Source organism: Stenotrophomonas indicatrix, assembly GCF_002750975.1.
Classification (GTDB): domain Bacteria; phylum Pseudomonadota; class Gammaproteobacteria; order Xanthomonadales; family Xanthomonadaceae; genus Stenotrophomonas; species Stenotrophomonas indicatrix.
On record NZ_PEJS01000001.1, the window covers coordinates 3,047,566 to 3,065,649 of the forward strand.

Below are 18,084 nucleotides of genomic sequence, written 5' to 3' on the forward strand. Positions count from 1 at the left end.
ATGTCGTTCCAGGACAAGGTGGCCATCGTCACCGGTGGTGGCCGTGATATCGGCCGTGCCGTCTCGATCAAGCTGGCTGCGGCCGGTGCACGCGTCTGCCTCAACTACGCCAACGACGAAGCCAGCGCGCAGGAGACGCTGGCGCTGATCAAGGCGGCCGGCGGCCAGGCCATCGCCCACCGCGCCGACGTCACCGATCCCGCCGCCGTGGCCGGCCTGGTCGCAGCAACGCAGGCTGCATTCGGCCAGCGCATCGACGTGTTGGTGAACGTGGCCGGCGGCATGGTCGAGCGTCGTCCGCTGGCCGACATCGACCCGGCGTTCTTCCACAAGGTCATCGACCTCAACCTGACCTCCACCTACCTGACCACCCACGCCGTGGTACCGCACATGGGCGAAGGCGCGGCGATCGTGAACTTCGCCTCGCAGGCCGGTCGTGATGGCGGAGGCCCTGGTGCGGCGATCTATGCCACTGCCAAGGCGGCTGTGATGACCTTCACCCGGGCCATGGCCAAGGAGCTGGGGCCGAAGGGTATCCGCGTCAACGCACTGTGCTGCGGCATGATCGCCACCCGCTTCCATGACGAATTCACCAAACCGGAAGTGCGTACGGCGGTGGCCGGCGCGACGCCGCTGCGTCGCCAGGGCCTGCCGGACGAAGCCGCCGATGCGGCGGTCTACCTGGCGTCGGCAGCGGCAGCGTTCATCACCGGTGCCAATCTGGACGTCAACGGCGGCACCTACTTCTCCTGACCGGACCGAAGCCCATGCAGCGCTGGATCACCCTGCTTTCCCTGGCCATCGGCACCGCCGTGGCCGCCCCCGTGGCGCTGGCCGCACCGGTCTGGGTCACCGCCTGGACCGCTTCGCCCGCGCCTGACCGCAAGGATGGCAGCGCTGACGCCCCCGTGCAGTTCGCAGCGCAGACCGTGCGCCAGGACATGCGCCTGGGTAGCAGGGGCGATGCGCTGCGGCTGCGCATCAGCAACGAACTGGGCACCACGCCGCTGCATGTGGAAGACGTACGGGTGCGCCTGAAGGATGGCAAGGCCGCAGCGCTGCCGGTCACCGTCGATGGACGCACGTCCATCGACGTACCGGTGGGCGCAGCGCTGCTCAGTGATGCACTGCCCTTGCGGGTTGCCGCCCTGCAGGAGATCAGCGTGACCGCGTACTTCCCGCAGCCCACCCGCCCCGCGGTGCGCCGTACGGTGGTGCGGGTGGCCAACGGAAAGCAGGACGCGGTGGCCGACAGCGTGCGCGTGGGCTACCAGCAGAACGTGTTCTCTGCGGTACTGGTGCAGCGCGCGGACCGGCCGCAGGTGATCGTGGCCCTGGGTGATTCCATCACCGAGGGCGCAACGGCGTCACGTGGCTCGTTCAACCAATGGCCCGAGCGCTTGGGCCAGCGCCTGCAGCAGGCGTGCCCTGACCGCTTCGTGGTGCTCAACCAGGGCATCAGCGGCAACAAGCTGCTGGACCACGGCCGCAGCCACAGCGCGCTGTCGCGGCTGGATCGCGACGTGATCGCAGTGGCCGACGCCGACCAGGTGATCCTGTTCGAAGGCATCAATGACATCCGCCACGGTGGCGGTGCACAGCCTCTGCCGGGACGCAGCGCGACGGACATGCTGCTGGGGTACCGTCAGGTGGCCGCGCGGCTGCATGCGCATGGCATCCGCGCTCATCTCGGCACATTGACGCCTTTCGGCGATTCGGAGCGCTACGAGCCGGTATCGGCCACCACCCGCACCGCGATCAACCAGTGGGCGCGTGGCCAGGACACCGGCTTCGATGGCGTGGTGGATTTCGATGCGGCCCTGCGTGATCCGAAACAGCCGGAATCATTGCCGGCGGACATCACCCGCGATCATCTGCACCCGAACGACGAGGGCTACCGGCGCATGGCCGACGCGATCAACCTGGCGGCGCTGGGCTGCAACGCGCGTTGAGGCGTACGGCGAGATCACCACTTCACCCTGCCACGCAGGATGTCGGCGAACATCACCCAGTCACCGATGAACGAATACAGTGGATGACGAAATGTTGCAGGGCGGTTCTTCTCGAAGAAGAAGTGACCGACCCAGGCAAAGCCGTAGCCGCAGGCCAATGCCGCCAACAGCAGCAGCGGCTGTCCGCGCAGTGCGGCGATGGCGACCAGCAGCAGTACGCCGCAGCTGCCGATGAAGTGCAGGCGTCGTGATGTCGTGTTGCGGTGCTCGCTGAGGTAGAACGGATAGAACTCGCGGAAGCTGGCGAAGCGGGACATGCGCGTGCTCCGTTCGTTGAAGGTGCCGGGCCATGCCCGGCTGTTGTTGCCACAACAACGGTCGAGCATTGCTCGACTCTACACCTGCCCGGCTTACCCCGGTTGCCGCGGCCCGAACATGATCACCGCCATGCCGGCCAGGCAAAGCGCAGCCCCCAGCATGTCCCAACGGCTGGGACGGATGCCGTCGACCAGCCACAGCCAGAACAGCGCCGTGCCGATGTACACGCCACCGTACGCTGCGTACACGCGTCCGCTGGCGGTCGGGTGCAGGGTCAGCAGCCAGGCGAACAACGCCAGGCTGGCCGCCGCCGGCAACAGCAGCCAGATACTGCCACCCTTGCGCAGCCACAGCCACGGCAGGTAGCAGCCGATGATCTCGGCCAGCGCGGTCAGCAGGAACAGACCGAGCGTTTTCACGCTTTTTCGGTGGCCTTGGCGTGCTGCCAGAGCGCTTCCTGCGCATCCAGATCGAGTGCGGCCAGCGAATCGCCTTGTGCCTCGGCCTGCGCCTCCATCGAACGAAAGCGACGTTCGAACTTGTGGTTGGCCCCACGCAGCGCGGCACCCAGATCGACGTCCGCATGGCGCGCCAGGTTGGCGCACACGAACAGCAGGTCACCCAGTTCCTCCTGCAGGCGCGCCTTGTTGCCCACGATGTCACCGCGTTCGAACTCTTCGCGCAGTTCCTGCAGTTCCTCGGCCGCCTTGTCCAGTACCGGCAGCGGACCGGGCCAGTCGAACCCCACCTTGGCCGCGCGCGACTGCAGCTTCACCGCCCGCTGCCATTCCGGCAGGCCACGGGAGATCCCGGCCAGCGCCGAGGTGTCCTGATCGCCCTTTGCCGCGCGCTCGGCACGCTTGATCGCGTCCCAGTTGCGCATCACGCCGTCGGCATCGTCGACGCTGACATCGGCAAACACATGCGGGTGCCGCCGCTGCATCTTGTCGCTGATCGCGCGCGCGACCTCGGCGAAGGCAAACGCACCCTGTTCTTCAGCCATGCGCGCATGGAACACGACCTGCAGCAGCAGGTCACCCAGTTCATCGCAGAGGTCGTCGAGGTCGCCCCGATCGATCGCGTCGGCCACTTCGTAGGCTTCTTCAATCGTATAGGGGGCGATGGTGGCGAAGTTCTGTTCCAGGTCCCAGGGACAGCCACCTTTCGGGTCGCGCAGGCGCGCCATGATGGCCAGCAGGCGCTCCAGCTCCGCGCTGGCGTTGCCGGTGGCAGGGGTTTCGTGCGTGCTCATGCGTTTCTCCTGGATCAATCGGACAACCAGTCCCGCCACGGCAGGCTGGTATCGCCCAGCGCCATGAAATCACCGTTCAACAGCGTCGGCCGGCGGTTGTAGCGGAACGGCTTGCCGGTCCCGACCGAGAGCACCGCGCCACCGGCCGCGTGCAGCACGCACTGGCCAGCAGCGGTATCCCATTCGGAGGTCGGGCCCAGCCGCGGATAGACATCCAGTCCGCCTTCGGCGATCCGGCAGAATTTCAGCGAAGAGCCCTGCACCACGGTCTCGATGTCGCCCATGCGGGCCAGCAAGGCATTCGTCTCCGCTGAACGATGCGAGCGGCTGGCGGCGACGCGAAGGGGCGCAGTCGCGGGTGTACGGGTACGCAGCACGGTGTCATGCACACCCTGCCGGCGATACGCCAGCTCGCCTCGCATCGCGTGCCAGACAATGCCGGTGACCGGCGACTGGACCACGCCGAAGGCCGGCGCGCCCTGGTAGATCAGCGCGATGTTGACGCTGAACTCGCCATTGCGCTTGACGAAATCGCGGGTGCCATCAAGCGGGTCGACCAGCCAGTACGCGCCCCAGTGCTGACGCTGCTCCCAGGGCACCAGCGGCGACTCCTCCGACAGGATCGGCAGGTCCGGTGTCAGCTGGCGCAGCCCCTGCTGGATCACCCGGTCGGCGGCAAGGTCGGCAGCGGTGACCGGGCTGTCGTCGTCCTTGAGTGTCACATCGAAACCGTTGCTGTAGACCTGCATGATCGCCTGCCCGGCTTCCTGGGCGATGGCGATCGCGGTTTCGCGCAGTTCCGTGGTCAGCTTGATCATCGTGCTCCCTGCAGCCACTGGCGGGCAATGAACAGCGCCGCCAGCGAACGCCCTTCGGAAAAGTCCTCGCGCAGCATCAACTGGTCCAGATCGGCCAGCTTCCACGGCACCACTTCCAGTTCCTCCGGCTCGTCGCCGGCCAGCTTCTCCGGATACAGGTCGCGCGCGACCACCAGCCAGGACTGATGGCTCATGTAGGTCGGCGCCAGGGTCATCGCGCGCAGCACGTCAACCCGCCGAGCGCCATAGCCGGCCTCTTCCTTCAGCTCACGGTCGGCGGCCTGCTCCGGCGTTTCGCCGGCATCGATCCGGCCCTTCACCAGGCCAAGCTCGTAGCGGTGCATGCCGGCCGCGTATTCACGTACCAGCAGCACCGTTTCTTCATCCAGCATCGGCACCACCACCACCGCGCCATGGCCACGGCTGACCAGGCGTTCGAAGCGGCGGCGTTCGCCGTTGGAGAACTCCAGGTCCAGGTGCTGGCGCTGGAAGGGCCCGTTCTCCTCGTCGGTGATCCGATGGATGATCGGCAGAGGACGCCTTGCGCGGTCATCGTTCACGCGGAATCTCCGGGGCAGACGGCGCGTGCGCCGAGGCCGATAGAATGTGCAGGCAGCAACATGTTCATGAGCCCGAAATGCTAGCAGACCCAACCCCCTCTCCGCTGGTCCAGCACTGGCGGCAACGCGACCTCAAGGTCCTGTGGCACCCGTGCACGCAGATGCGCGAGCATCCGGACACGTTGCCGCTGGTGCCGATCGCCCGCGGCGAAGGCGCCTGGCTGATCGATCACGACGGCAACCGCTACCTGGATGCGGTCAGCAGCTGGTGGACCAACCTGTTCGGCCATGCCGAGCCGCGCATCGGCGCTGCCATCGCCGCCCAGGCTGGACAGCTGGAACAGGTGATGCTGGCCGGGTTCGGCCACGAGCCCGCGATCACCCTGGCTGAGCGCCTGCTGGCCCTCGCGCCGCGCCAGCCCGGCCGCGCGCCACTGGCCAAGGTGTTCTACGCCGACAACGGTTCGGCCGGCGTCGAAGTGGCGCTGAAGATGGCCTTCCAGTATTTCCAGAACCGCGGTGAGACCCGGCGCACGCGCTTCGTCTCGCTGGAAAACGGCTACCACGGCGAGACGCTGGGCGCCCTCGCACTGGCCGACATTCCGCTGTACCGCCGGGTCTATGCGCCGCTGCTGGCCGAGGGCCTGTTTGCGCCCTCGCCCGACGCCTACCTTGCCGAACCCGGGCAGAGTGCGGCCGACCGCGCACGCCAGGCCGCCGATGGCCTGGCCACGCTGTTCGACCAGCATCCGGGCGAGATCTGCGCGGTGATCCTGGAGCCACGGCTGCAGTGTGCCGGTGGCATGCGCATGCACGATCCGGCCTATCTGCAGCGCGTGCGTGAACTGTGTGATGCCCATGGAGCGTTCCTGATCGCCGACGAAATCGCCACCGGCTTCGGCCGCACCGGCACGATGTTCGCCTGCGAGCAGGCCGGGGTGATGCCGGACCTGCTGTGCCTGTCCAAGGGCCTGACCGGTGGTTTCCTGCCCTTGGCTGCGGTGCTGGCCACGCAGGCGCTGTACGACGCCTTCCTTGATGATTCGCGCGAACGTGCCTTCCTGCATTCCCACAGCTATACCGGCAACCCGCTGGCCTGTGCGGCGGCGCTGGCCACGCTGGACATCTTCGGCGAGGACGATGTGATCGCGCGCAATCGCGGCATCGCCTCGGTGATGGGCACCTTGGCTGCGCCGTTTGCCGACCATCCGCATGTGGCCGATGTGCGCCAGGCCGGAATGGTGGTGGCCTTCGAACTGACCCGCAACGGTGACAAGCGCACGCCCTTCGATCCGGCGCTGCGGCTGGGGCTGCACGCCTACAAGGCGGCGCTGAAGCGCGGCGTGGTGCTGCGCCCGCTGGGCAACGTGCTGTACTGGATGCCACCGTACTGCGTGGACGACGAACAACTGGAGCTGCTGGCGCATACCACGCTGGCCGCCATCGACGAGGCGATTGCATGCGCGTGACCCGCTGCCCCATCGACCTGGCGCTGCACAGCGGCCAGACCGTGACCCTGCCGGAAGAGACGGCCAACCACCTGGTACGGGTGATGCGCCTGCGCGAGGGTGACACCTGCGTGCTGTTCAACGGCGATGGCCATGACTACACCGCGACGCTGACCATGGCCGGCAAACGCGAGGTACAGGTACGCATCGACGCGGTGCAGGTGATCGCCAACGAGTCGCCGCTGACCATCACCCTGCTGCAGGGCATTGCACGCGGCGAGAAGATGGACCTGATCCTGCAGAAGGCCACCGAACTGGGGGTGAGCGCCATCGTGCCGGTGAATGCCGAGCGCACCGAAGTGAAGCTGGATGCAGCTCGCGCGGAAAAACGCGTGGCGCACTGGAACAACGTCGTGCAGTCGGCCTGCGGGCAGTCCGGTCGTGCGCGCATTCCGCAGGTAGGACCGCCGCAGTCGCTGGCACAGGCCAGCGCGGCATTGCCCGCCGATACGTTGCGGTTGACCCTGGACCCGCTGGGAGCGCACCGGCTGTCGACACTGCAGGCAGCGCCGGCCGGCGGCGTGGTGATCGCCATCGGCCCGGAAGGTGGCTGGTCGCCGCGTGACCGTGAGCAGCTCGCCGCCGCAGGCTTCCAGGGCCTGCAGTTGGGCCCTCGCATCCTGCGCACGGAAACCGCAGGCCTGGCCGCGATCGCAGCGTTGCAGGCACGGCTGGGCGATCTGGGGTAAGGCTCCGGTCCGGAGGCCGCTGCGCCCGCCGGGCATGGCCCGGCGCTACCGGTCCGGTGGCCGCTGCGCTCGCCGGGCATGGACCGGCGCTACCGGTCCGGTGGCCGCTGCGCTCGCCGGGCATGGACCGGCGCTACCGGTCCGATGGCCGCTGCGCTCGCCGGGCATGGACCGGCGCTACCGGTCCGATGGCCGCTGTGCTCGCCGGGCATGGCCCGGCGCTACCGGTCCGGTGGCCGCTGCGCTCGCTGGGCATGGCTCGGCGTTACCGGTCCGGTGGCCGCTGCGCTCGCCGGGCATGGCCCGGCGCCACCCGATATCCGGAACGCCTGCGGTAGCGCCGGGCCATGCCCGGCGGATTCCGGTCAGGCCGTCAGCGAATCCAGCGCAGCTTCCAGCGCGTCGAGATTCGGCAACAACGCGCTCTGTTCGCCCAGCAGCACGCGCATGTGCACGATGTCAGGCAGGTTTTCCTCGGACGCGTCGGCCAGCAGGCCATCGCGCGGTACCGAAATCAGCTGCGGGAAGCTCTGCGTCAACAGCGCGTAGTAGGGGCGCTGCGGGTTGCCGTTGAGGGTCTTGAGCACCACCACCTTGTTGTGGCCGGCCACTGTCTCTTCGCCCAACCCGGAGAGCCGTGCGAACGACACCAGGGGCACCTGCCAGCCGTGCCAGCCGATCTCACCCACCAGCCAGCGCGGCGCGTCGGCTACCGCCTGCACCGGCACCCGCGACATCATCTCGGCCACGGTGGCATTGGGCAGCAGAACCCGTTCGGCACCGGCCGAGATCAGGACGCCACGGATCTCATCATTGCTGGCGTAGCTCATGCGGCATCTCCGTCGTCATCCAGGCCCCAGCGCGCGGCGATCACCTGCGCCAGTTCCTGCGGTTCACCGGCCACCATGCCGGCGGCGACCACCGCCGTCGCCGCAGCCGGGTCGTAGCAGCCTTCGCCCACCTGCCCGGCCACCCAGGCACCGGCGGCGGCGAGGTCCAACGCCGGGCCCACATGGGCCAGATCGGCACCGCTGAGCAGCACCAGCGCGCTGTGCTCGGCCGACAACGCGGCAATCGAGATGCCCTGCGCTTCGCTCTGGAAATACAGGCCATCGGCAGCAGCGTGCACGCCGATGTCATCGGCCAGCACGTGCACTTCGCCAGCGGTGGCGCGCTGGCCGGCTTCGGCCAGCTGCACCGGCAGCGGCGATACGCGCGCCATCTGCTTGACCAGGTTGCCGTAGCGGCCGCCGTCCAGGCGCATGTGCACCAGCACCGGCACGGCCAGCCCGCTGGGCAGTGCAGCGAGCAGGCGACGCAACGCATCGGGACCGCCGATACCGGCCAGTACCAGCAGTGCGCCGGAGCGACTGCCTGCAGGCGCGGCAGCGTCCAGGTCGACCAGTGAAAGATGTCCGGTATCGAATGCAGGTTCCGCCGATCCGGTCGAGGTGGCAGCCGATGCAACTGCCGGCGCGTCGCTGGCCTCGTCAACCAGCGACCAGGCCGTGTGGTCGGTGAATACCGACGGCGCAGCTGCCGGTACCGGCGGTGGTTCCGGTGCGGCTTGCACGGGCGCTGCCGTTTCCGGCAGCACCGGCTGCAGCGCAGCCAGCGCCTGCTCCAGCGCGATCGGCTCGTGCAGATGTGCCGGCGGCGAATAGAGACCATCAGCCGGCACGTCGTCGGCCCACGAACGGGCCTGTTCCAGGTGCGGCTGCAGCGCGGTTTCCTTCGGCACCGGCGGCGTCGACGGCAGGCCCGGCTCCAGCTGCAGTGCCGGTTCGTCCTCGGCGCCGGGCGGCAGCACCTGCTGGTGGCCGTGCAGCTTGGCGGCAAGATGACGGCCCCAGCGCTGCGCTTCCCAACCATCGCGACGCGCGGCCAGTTCAGCCTCGTCGAACACCAGGGTCAAGCCGGGTGCTGACAGCGCCGGTTCCAGGCGCTCCAGCGCGTCTTCAATGGCCGCTTCCAGCGCGATCACCACGAACTGCGGGCGCGCATCATGCAGCGCCTGCGGTTCCAGCGTCATGGGATCGTCTTCCAGCACGATCTGCACGTCGGCATGGGCCAACGCCTCGCGCAGGCGCTCACGCGCCGCACCCGGGCGGGCCAGCAGGGCTACGGCCGGAACCGGATCGAGGTCACTCACGGACACGGGCAATCCCCAGCAAGTCGTACACGTTACGCATCAGGTCCAGCTCCTGGTACGGCTTGCCCAGGTAGCGCTGCACACCGATTTCGAAGGCGCGCTGGCGGTGCTTGTCGCCGCTGCGCGAGGTGATCATCACGATCGGCACGTCCTTGTAGCGCGGGTCGGCACGCATCGCGGTGGCCAGCTCGTAACCGTCCATCCGCGGCATTTCGATGTCCAGCAGCATCAGGTCCGGCACGCGCTCTTCCAGCTGTTCCAGGGCTTCGACGCCATCGCGGGCGACGCTCACCTCGAAGTTGTGACGCTCCAGGATGCGGCCGGTGACCTTGCGCATGGTCAGCGAATCGTCCACCACCATCACCAACGGCACCTGGCGTTCCTGGCGGGGTGCGTTGACCAGCACCGGCGCGGTCGGGTTGGCCAGGAAACGACGCACCAGCGGGGCCACGTCCAGGATCACCACCACGCGGCCATCGCCGGTGATGGTGGCGCCGTAGATGCCCGGCACCGAGGCGATCTGCAGGCCCACCGGCTTGACCACGACTTCGCGGTTGCCCAGCACCTGATCGATCGCAACGGCGGCGCGCAGGTCGCCGGCGCGGACCAGCAGCAGCGGCACCTGGGCCTGGCCGTCGGCGCGTGCCGGGGCCTGGCCGACCAGACTGCCGAGGTCGTACAGCGGATAGTCTTCGCCACCGTACCGGTAGCTGCTGTCGGCTGCTTCGAAGCGCTCGTGCGACAGCCGGCCAATACCACTGACCGAGGCGACCGGCACCGCGAAGGTGGTTTCGCCGATCTGCACGAACACCGCCTGGGTGACCGCCAGCGTCTGCGGCAGGCGCAGGGTGAAACGCACGCCTTGGCCACGCACCGACTGGATGTCGACCGAGCCGCCGAGCTGGCGCACTTCGTTGCCGACCACGTCCATGCCGACGCCACGGCCCGCCAGCTGGCTGACCTGGTCGGCGGTGGAGAAGCCCGACGCGAAGATCAGGTTGTCCAGTTCCTGTTCGCTCGGCTGTGCATCGGCAGGCAGCAGGCCGCGGTCGATGGCGCGACGGCGGATCGCTTCACGATCCAGGCCAGCGCCATCATCGGCCACGTCCAGTACGATTTCCGAGCCCTCGCGGTGCAGGCGGATGGCGATTTCGCCTTCTTCCGGCTTGCCGGCGGCACGACGTTGTTCCGGCGCTTCCAGGCCATGGGCAACCGAGTTGCGCAGCATGTGCTCCAGCGGCGCGACCATGCGATCGAGCACGTTGCGGTCGAGCTCGCCGTGGGTGCCTTCCAGGGTCAGGTGAACCTGCTTGCCGGTATCCATGCCGGCCTGGCGGACCACACGGCGCAGGCGCGGCACCAGGCCGTCGAACGGCACCATGCGCGCGCGCATCAGGCCATCCTGCAGTTCCGAACTGACACGCGACTGCTGCTGCAGGAGCGAATCGTACTGGCGCGACAGATCATCCAGCACGCCCTGCAGGCCACCCAGATCGGCGGCCGACTCGTTCAGCGCGCGGCTGAGCTGCTGCAGGGTGGAGAAACGGTCCAGTTCCAGTGGATCGAACTTCTGGTCGGCCTGGTCCTGCTCGCGCTGGTAGCGGGCCACGATCTGCGCTTCGGTTTCCAGGTCCAGGCGACGCAGCTGGTCGCGCAGACGCGCATTGGTGCGTTCCAGTTCGCCCATCGCGCCACGGAAGGCGCCGAGCTGCTGTTCCAGGCGCGAACGATAGATCGCCACTTCACCGGCGTGGTTGACCAGGCGGTCGAGCAGGTCGGCGCGCACACGCACCTGTTCCTGCTGCGGACGGGCCAGCGGGTCTTCCTCGCTGGAACCTTCCACCGGCAACGGTGCCGACAACGGGGCATCGACCACGGCCACGGCCGGAGCCGCCTGCGGGGCCTGCTCCGCCACGACGACAGCACTGGCTGCAGCTGCGCTGGCAGCGGCGGTGATGTCGGTGGTGGTGCGTGCTTCAAAGGCGTCGAGCAGATCCTGTGCCGGCTCGACGATGCGATGTTCACCGGTACGGGTCAGCAGCTGGTGCAGACGGTCGAAACCGCGTTCCAGCAACTGCACATCACGACGTTCGATCTCGGTGCGCCCGCCAGCGACTGCCTCCAGCAGCGATTCGATGCTGTGGCCGAGATCACCGATGGCATTGATGCCCGCCATGCGCGCACCGCCCTTGAGCGTATGCAGATCGCGCTGCAGACCGGCCAGGGCTTCGCGGTCCTGCGGCGCTTCGCGCAGCTCGCTGATCAGCCCATCGCAATGATCCAGCAGGTCCTTGCCTTCCTCGACGAAGATGTCGACCAGCTCGCGATCATAGATGCTGAAGTCGAGCAGGTCGGCGCTGTCTTCGGCTTCGGAGTCGGTCTGGGCTTCTTCGGTCTGGGCTTCGGGCAGGGGCGCATCCGCCGGCACCGCCGCATCGACGCTGTCGAAGGCGACAGGTTCGACCTCGACCGCCGCAGCCTCTGCCGCAACCGGCACCACGATCATGCCGCTGTCTGCCGCGGCAGCCTGGCCCGGAGCATCTTCCAGCTCGAAGAAACGCGAGGGCGAAATGGCGTCCTGCGCCGTCTCCGCGGCCCCTACGTCTTCCACCGTCGCCGGGGACGGCTGGTCGGTGCTCTCTCCTTCACCGACCGCCGCCTCCCCGCCGACGTCCGCATCCTCGGCAAAGGCTTCCGCCTCGCCAGGCGCGAGTTCGCTGGCCTGCAGGCCGAGCACGGGCCATTGCCCGTCTTCGTCCTGGCCCTGCTCCTCGTCGATCACGTGCAGGCCGGCCTCGAGCGCGGCTTCCAGCGTGACCGGGTCTGCGAAGCCCGGCACAGCCATTTCATCCTGCAGGCTGGACAGCTCGCTGTCGAGCGGCAGCGCAGCAGCATCTTCATCCACCGCCGTTTCAGGTGTGGATGGCAGCGGCGTATTCAGGTCGTTTGCGACATCCAGGACATCCGGATCGCGGTCGTCAACCGGCAGCGCACTGGCATCCAGATACGGCGACAGATCATCCGCCGCAGTCAGCGCGGTGTCTTCCAATACGGTGTCTTCCGATGTCGCCACTGCCTGTCCGGCTTCAATTTCCGCGGCAACGAGCGTGGAAGCAGCCACTTCCAGCGTCGACTCCGGCGCCGGGCCGTCCGGCATCGACGGCCACCCTGCATCGAAGTAGCGCGACAGATCATCGCTGCCGGTCAATTCGGCGGACTCCAGGCCCGCATCGCTCAACGCGTCCTCGCTGACCTGCAACGCCTCCGGCACCTCGGCACCGGTGTCGCGTTCGACCTCCGGCTCGCTCTCCACCGCATGCACCGGCTCGACCATGTCGGCGTCGGCGGCATCCGCTTCTGCGACCAGCGGAAGCAGTTGGTCTTCGTCTTCATCCTCGACGTCCAGCCCGGCCATCGGCCAGCGTGCTTCCGGCAGCTCGCCGGCCAGCGCCTGCAGGCGCTGCGCCAGTTCGGCCTGCGGCGCAATCCGCGGCTGCTCGGCCTGCAGCGCGTCCATGGTCGCGTTGATCGCCTGCGCGGTTTCGTCCAGGGCCGCCACGGCGTCATCACCCGGCACCACTTCTGCAGCCAGTGCACGCTTGATGTACGACTCGGCACCGCCAGTGACGGCGGTGATTTCCGGCACCTCGGTCATCGCGAAGGCGCCGTTCATGGTGTGCACCGCGCGCAGCAACGCATCGCTGACCGGCTGTGGCGCCTGCTGCGCCGAGCGCAACCAGCCCTGCAGCGTGGCCTGGTGGAGTTCCACCTCGGCCTCCAGGATCTCACGCAGCACGCTGTCGATGTTGGCCGGGGTACCCGGCGCTTCAACAGCGCTCTGTGCGGGGGCATCGCCATCCTGCACGGCGCTGTCCAGCGGCGCGGCAGCATCGGTTGGCGCCTCGGCCGTCGGCGCGGTGGCGCCCGGCAGCGCAACGTAGAACGTTTCTTCGCCTGCACCCACGCGATCGGCGATGGCCTGCATCGCCTGCAGGTCGACGCTGACCCGCTGGCCATCGCGCAGTGCCGCGTTCAACTGCGGCAGTGCCGTGTATGCGTGATCGACCATCGCCAGTACCGCCGGCGTGGGGGCACGGGTGCCATCGAGCACGCGGTTGAGCATGCCCTCGATCTTCCACGCGAACTCACCCAGGGTACGTGCGCCGACCAGGCGGCCACTGCCCTTCAGTGTGTGGAAAATGCGGCGGATCGGCCGCAGCCGGTCCATGTTGTCCGGTTGCATGCGCCATGCCGGCAGCAGCGTGCCGAGATTGCCCAGCTCGTCGTCGAATTCTTCCAGGAACACCTCGCGGATGTCCTGGTCGATGTTCTCGGCATCGTCGTCGAAACCCGCATCGAACCCGCCCTCGGCCACGACCGGCGGCACGGTTTCGGTCGGCACGACGGCGGCCGGCATGGCCTGGGGATTGAAGCCGGCGGCAGCGGCATTCAGCTCTGCGAAGAACTGCGCATCGGCTTCGCTGAAGTCGATCGGCGCGATGGTATCCACATCGACCAGTGCCACGGTCGGCGCAGCAGGCACTGCCGGCAGGTCTTCGGATGCGGGCAGATCAACGGCCGGTGCGACGTAGACTGCGGCATCGATCGCGGCGTCGCCGTCAACGGTGGAGTCGAGCCGTTCGGTGATGGCCAGGCCATCGTCGGCCTGCGCCACCGCACCTGCGTCAATGAACTCCAGCGTCGCAGGCGAGGCCTGCTCGTCGTCCAACGACAACGTTTCCATTGCCTCCAGCGACAACACGTCATCGGCGTTGTGCAGCAGGCTGCTGTCGAAACGGAACACCACATCGTCGCTCAGCGACGTGTGGCCGTCCTGCTCGGCGGCAACCGGATCGAAGGCCGGCGAAATGACCACGTCCAGCGACGCGGCAGACGACGCCTCGTCCAACGACGTCGCCAGGAAGGCGTCATCATTGCCGTCTACGGCGCTTGCCTGCGTGTCGCCCTCTTCCGGCACCGGCGCTTCGGACAACGTCCAGGCAACAGCGTCGGATTGTTCGGCGGAGACGGGATCGAAACTGACCGGATCGAAGCTGTCGAACGTCGGCGCACGCTCGTCGCTGCGTTCGGCAGCACTCCCTGCCGGCGCGTCGAATCCACCCAGTTCCCACTGCGGCACTTCCGGCGCGGGGGCGCTGGAGGCAGCGAACAACAGGGGCGGCGGGGTGCCGTGCGGTTCGGCCGACAACGCTGGCGTACCCAGCGATCCGAACATCAGGCCGTTGTCGGCGGGCGTAGCCTCCGGCAGCGGGTCGAAGGTGAAATCGGGCAGCGGCGCCGGCACGTCACCCGGTGCCGGCGCGGAGGCCTGCACGTCGATATCCAGCGGTTCGATCTGCAGCGGCTCGGCTGGCACGACCACAGCTTCGCGCATGACCGGCTGCACGTCTTCGGCAGCGACCACGCCGCGCTCGGGCAGCGGCCAGTAGCGCAGCGCTTCCAGGCTGCTGCGGGTGATGTCGAGGATGTCCTCGCGACCCGGACGGCGGTCACGCAGGGCTTCCAGGTAGTACTCCAGGCTGGCCATGGCGTCGGCCAGGGTGTCCAGCTGGCGACCACTGGGCACCCGCTGACGACCGATCAGTTCGGCTTCGATGTACTGCTGCACGCCACGCAGATAGTCTGCCGCGGTGCCCAGGTCGAGCATGCGCAATGCGCCGGAGACATCGCCGAGCAGGCGTGGCACGTCCTGCAGTTCGGCGTGGTTCCAGCTGGTTTCGATGAAAGCGACGAAATGTTCGCGGGCGGCGGCGAAATTGGCGATCGCCTCGTGCGCCAGCACCTCCACCGTGCGCCGGTTCTCCACCGCGCTCGGATCATCCTGGCCACTGCCACTGGCACCGAGGTGTGCGACCTGGTCATCCAGCGATGCATCGACATAGAGCAGCGCACCGGCGATATCCAGCAGCATGTCTTCGTCGATCTGCTGGCGGCCCTCGACAACCCCGCGCAGCGCGTCGCGCTGCTGCACGACCACGCCCCGCGCAGCGCCCAGGCCGAGCATGCCCAGCGTATCGGCCACCGAACCCAGCTTGGTCACCTGCTCCTGCAGCTGCTGCGGCGAACCGTCGGTACGCAGGTGCAGGTCCAGCGCGTCCTTGACCTGCAGCAGTTCTTCCTTGACCGCGTTGCCAACGGTGTCCAGCAGCTCGCGGTTGCGGCCGCTGAGGCTGCCGCGTGCATGGTCCAGTTCCGCTTCGGTGGCGGTCACCGAATCGGGCGCGAACGCGAACAGCACGCTGTCGTTGATCAGCGCTTCGCCACGGGCGGCGCGGATCTCGTTGAGCAGCGGCTGCAGCACGATCGGGATGTCACGGTGTCCGTTCTGCAGGCGCTCCAGGTAATCGGGCAGCAGCACGCTGCCGCGCATCAGGGTGGCACAGGCCTCGTCGCGCTCGGCGACCTCGCCCTTGCCGACGGCGATGGCGAGCTGTTCCAGTTCCTCGGCCACCATCGCCGGTGCATACAGTTCGACCATGCGCAGCGTGCCCTGCACCTGGTGCAGGTAGCCGGCGCAGATGCGCATGCGGCTGCTGTCGGCCGGATCTTCGGCGAAGTACTCGACCTCGTTGCGCACCAGGCGCAGGGTCTCGTCCAGCTCGGGCTTGACCCAGCCCAGGGCTGCGTGGCTCATCGCATCGCGCAGGCTGCTCATGGATGCGCTCCGGTCGCCGCCGCGCGACGGTCGCGCGGATCCTGGCGTGGGGAATGGAAATGCTTCATCGACTGGTTCCTTGCTCGCCGCCCTGCCCGTGTCACGCCGGCAGCTTGAAGTCGGCGACCGAACGACGCAGGTCGGCCGCCAGCTGCGCCAGGTGACCGATCGACTCGGCGGTCTGCCCGGCACCCTGCGAGGTCTGGCCGGTGATCTGGCGGATCACGCCCATCGTGCGGGTGATGTCCGACGCCGCCGACGACTGCTGCTGGGCGGCGATGGAGATGTTCTTGATGAGGGTATTGAGTGCGTTGGACACGCGCTCGATTTCGGTCAGCGCGGTGCCGGCGTCCTCGGCCAGGCGTGCACCGGACACCACTTCGGCGGTGGTCTGTTCCATCGAGGTGACCGCTTCGTTGGTGTCGGCCTGGATGGCCTGCACCAGGTTCTCGATACGTCGGGTCGCACCGGAGGTGCGCTCTGCCAGGCGCTGCACTTCGTCGGCCACGACCGCGAAACCACGACCGGCTTCACCGGCCGAAGCCGCCTGCACGGCCGCGTTCAATGCCAGGATGTTGGTCTGCTCGGAAATGTCGTTGATCAGTTCCACGATCGAGCCGATCTCCTGCGAAGATTCGCCCAGGCGCTTGATGCGCTTGGAGGTCTCCTGGATCTGGTCGCGGATCTGGTCCATGCCCTGGATGGTCTCGCGGACCACGCCGGCACCTTCGGCGGCGATCACCACCGAACGCTGTGCCACGTCGGCCGACTCGGCCGAGTTGCGCGATACCTGTTCGATGCTGGCGGCGATTTCGCCGATCCGGTCCGACGCCGAGGTGATCTGGTTGGCCTGGTGGCCGGCCGCTTCGGCCAGCTGCATCGCGGTGGCCTGCGTTTCCTGGGTCGACAGCGCGACCTTGGCCGAGGTGTCGTTGATGGTGGTCACCAGGTGGCGCAGTTCATCCACCGCGTAGTTGATGGCGTCCGCGATCGCGCCGGTCATGTCCTCGGTCACCGAGGCTTTCACGGTCAGATCGCCCTCACCGAGCGAGGAGATTTCGTCCAGCAGCCGCATGATCGCCTGCTGGTTGCGGCTGTTGAACTCCACCTGGGTCTGGTAGCGCAGTTCCTGCTCGCGCGAGCGGCTGCGCACGTTGGTGGAGACGAAACCGATGATCGCGATCAGCGACAGCGCACCGGACACCACGCCGATCCAGAAATTCGGGAACAGGCGGGTGTCGGACACCGAACCGAACGAGGAGAAGGCTTCGAACAGCTTGCGGCTGTCGGTCAGCATCTTCGCCGAACCCTGGCCCAGTGCGGAGGCAGCGGACTGCGCGGCGAACAGCTGGCGCGAGCTGGCCAGGATCGCGTCGGCGTCCTGCTTCATCGCCTGCCACTTCTGCTGCGACTGCTCCAGCGCAGCGACGGCGGCAGCGCCGCGCACGGCGGTGATGCCCAGGTCCTCGTTGCCATTGCGCAGCGCGTCGAGCACCTGCGAGAACACGGTGATGTCGCGGGCCAGCGCGTCACCGGCAGCGGCCGCAGCCGTGCCGCCGGCGCGGATTTCAGTCACGCGACGCGCCATCGAACCGGCGACCACCACCTGCTGCAGGGCGCTGTAGACCTGCGACGCCGGGGCGCCGGAGGCGGACATCGCACGCACCAGTTCGTTCAACTGGGCCTGCAGGCCCGGCACCGCACCGGAGAAGTTGTTGGCGTTGCCGGCCAAGGCCAGCACTGCCGGTTCACTGGCCACCAGCTGGCCTGCCTGCTTGCCCAGCGGCGCCCAGGTGTCGGCCAGGGTCGAGATCGCCCCGGACACGCCCGGCTCGTTGCCGTAGCGGCCCTGCAGGGTCGACACGTTCTGTTCGATCGCGTTGCGGGTGGCCTTGAAGGCGGTGAAGGCCTGCGCGTTGCCGCCGACCGCGTCACGGCCCTGGTTGGCCAGCTGCTGCGACAGCACCTGCAGGTCCGCGGCCTTGGAACCGGCATCGGCCAGGCGGCTGCCCTGCCAGGTGGACACGCCGGTGTTCACACCGAACAGGATCATCGACAGGGCCAGCAGCGCCAGCCAGAGGTTGCTGCCGCCCAGCCGCAGCTTGCCGGACTTGGTGGCATCCGAAGCAGTACTCATCGTTCAACCTCGATTTTCAATG

General features: G+C 68.0%; 13 protein-coding genes. 4 read left to right on the top strand and 9 right to left on the bottom strand.

All coding sequences use genetic code 11. From position 1 onward, the window contains the following. Both CR918_RS14105 and CR918_RS14110 read left to right on the top strand, forming a co-directional pair. A complete protein-coding gene (locus CR918_RS14105; protein ID WP_025877770.1) occupies positions 1-753 on the top strand; it encodes an SDR family NAD(P)-dependent oxidoreductase in 753 nt (250 codons plus the stop codon). 14 nt (positions 754-767) lie between these two features. Continuing rightward, positions 768-1,952 carry a GDSL-type esterase/lipase family protein gene (locus CR918_RS14110; RefSeq protein WP_099843366.1) on the top strand — a complete coding sequence of 395 codons (1,185 nt, stop codon included), beginning with the start codon at positions 768-770 and terminating at the stop codon, positions 1,950-1,952. Positions 1,953-1,966: 14 nt separating this feature from the next. Here the strand turns inward: CR918_RS14110 and CR918_RS14115 are convergent, their stop codons facing one another. The 5 genes from CR918_RS14115 to nudE form a co-directional block, all read right to left on the bottom strand. After that, entirely contained in the window at positions 1,967-2,269 is a 303-nt protein-coding gene (locus CR918_RS14115) for an Mpo1-like protein (protein ID WP_032974966.1), read from the bottom strand. 93 nt (positions 2,270-2,362) lie between these two features. After that, complete coding sequence (locus CR918_RS14120; protein WP_032974968.1) at positions 2,363-2,689, bottom strand: YnfA family protein; 327 nt, start codon at positions 2,687-2,689, stop codon at positions 2,363-2,365. Next, positions 2,686-3,522 carry a nucleoside triphosphate pyrophosphohydrolase gene (mazG, locus tag CR918_RS14125; RefSeq protein ID WP_099843368.1) on the bottom strand — a complete coding sequence of 279 codons (837 nt, stop codon included), beginning with the start codon at positions 3,520-3,522 and terminating at the stop codon, positions 2,686-2,688. Before mazG ends, CR918_RS14120 begins: the two co-directional genes overlap by 4 nt. 14 nt (positions 3,523-3,536) lie before the next feature. Next, a complete protein-coding gene (gene cysQ, locus CR918_RS14130) occupies positions 3,537-4,340 on the bottom strand; it encodes a 3'(2'),5'-bisphosphate nucleotidase CysQ (protein ID WP_025877764.1) in 804 nt (267 codons plus the stop codon). Continuing rightward, positions 4,337-4,900, bottom strand: coding sequence for an ADP compounds hydrolase NudE (nudE, locus tag CR918_RS14135; RefSeq protein WP_025877762.1), 564 nt, complete (start codon positions 4,898-4,900; stop codon positions 4,337-4,339). Before nudE ends, cysQ begins: the two co-directional genes overlap by 4 nt. A gap of 77 nt (positions 4,901-4,977) precedes the next feature. Between nudE and bioA the strand changes: the two genes are divergently transcribed. Beyond that, complete coding sequence (bioA, locus tag CR918_RS14140) at positions 4,978-6,369, top strand: adenosylmethionine--8-amino-7-oxononanoate transaminase (RefSeq protein ID WP_032952037.1); 1,392 nt, start codon at positions 4,978-4,980, stop codon at positions 6,367-6,369. After that, positions 6,360-7,097: a 16S rRNA (uracil(1498)-N(3))-methyltransferase gene (locus CR918_RS14145; RefSeq protein ID WP_032974971.1), complete on the top strand. Its 738-nt coding sequence runs from the start codon at positions 6,360-6,362 to the stop codon at positions 7,095-7,097. Before bioA ends, CR918_RS14145 begins: the two co-directional genes overlap by 10 nt. Before the next feature lie 365 nt (positions 7,098-7,462). Here the strand turns inward: CR918_RS14145 and CR918_RS14150 are convergent, their stop codons facing one another. The 4 genes from CR918_RS14150 to CR918_RS14165 all read right to left on the bottom strand — a co-directional run bounded on the left by CR918_RS14150 (position 7,463) and on the right by CR918_RS14165 (position 18,062). Then, positions 7,463-7,927 carry a chemotaxis protein CheW gene (locus CR918_RS14150; RefSeq protein ID WP_025877758.1) on the bottom strand — a complete coding sequence of 155 codons (465 nt, stop codon included), beginning with the start codon at positions 7,925-7,927 and terminating at the stop codon, positions 7,463-7,465. Then, the gene (locus CR918_RS14155; protein ID WP_099844382.1) at positions 7,924-9,255 is read right to left on the bottom strand and encodes a chemotaxis protein CheB; all 1,332 of its coding nucleotides are present in this window, start codon (positions 9,253-9,255) and stop codon (positions 7,924-7,926) included. The genes CR918_RS14150 and CR918_RS14155 overlap by 4 nt, the downstream gene beginning before the upstream one ends. Further along, positions 9,242-15,925 (bottom strand): Hpt domain-containing protein, encoded by a 6,684-nt coding sequence (locus tag CR918_RS14160; protein ID WP_099843369.1) that lies wholly within the window; start codon positions 15,923-15,925, stop codon positions 9,242-9,244. The genes CR918_RS14155 and CR918_RS14160 overlap by 14 nt, the downstream gene beginning before the upstream one ends. A gap of 100 nt (positions 15,926-16,025) precedes the next feature. Next, a complete protein-coding gene (locus CR918_RS14165) occupies positions 16,026-18,062 on the bottom strand; it encodes a methyl-accepting chemotaxis protein (RefSeq protein ID WP_059064855.1) in 2,037 nt (678 codons plus the stop codon). Positions 18,063-18,084 lie beyond the last annotated feature (22 nt).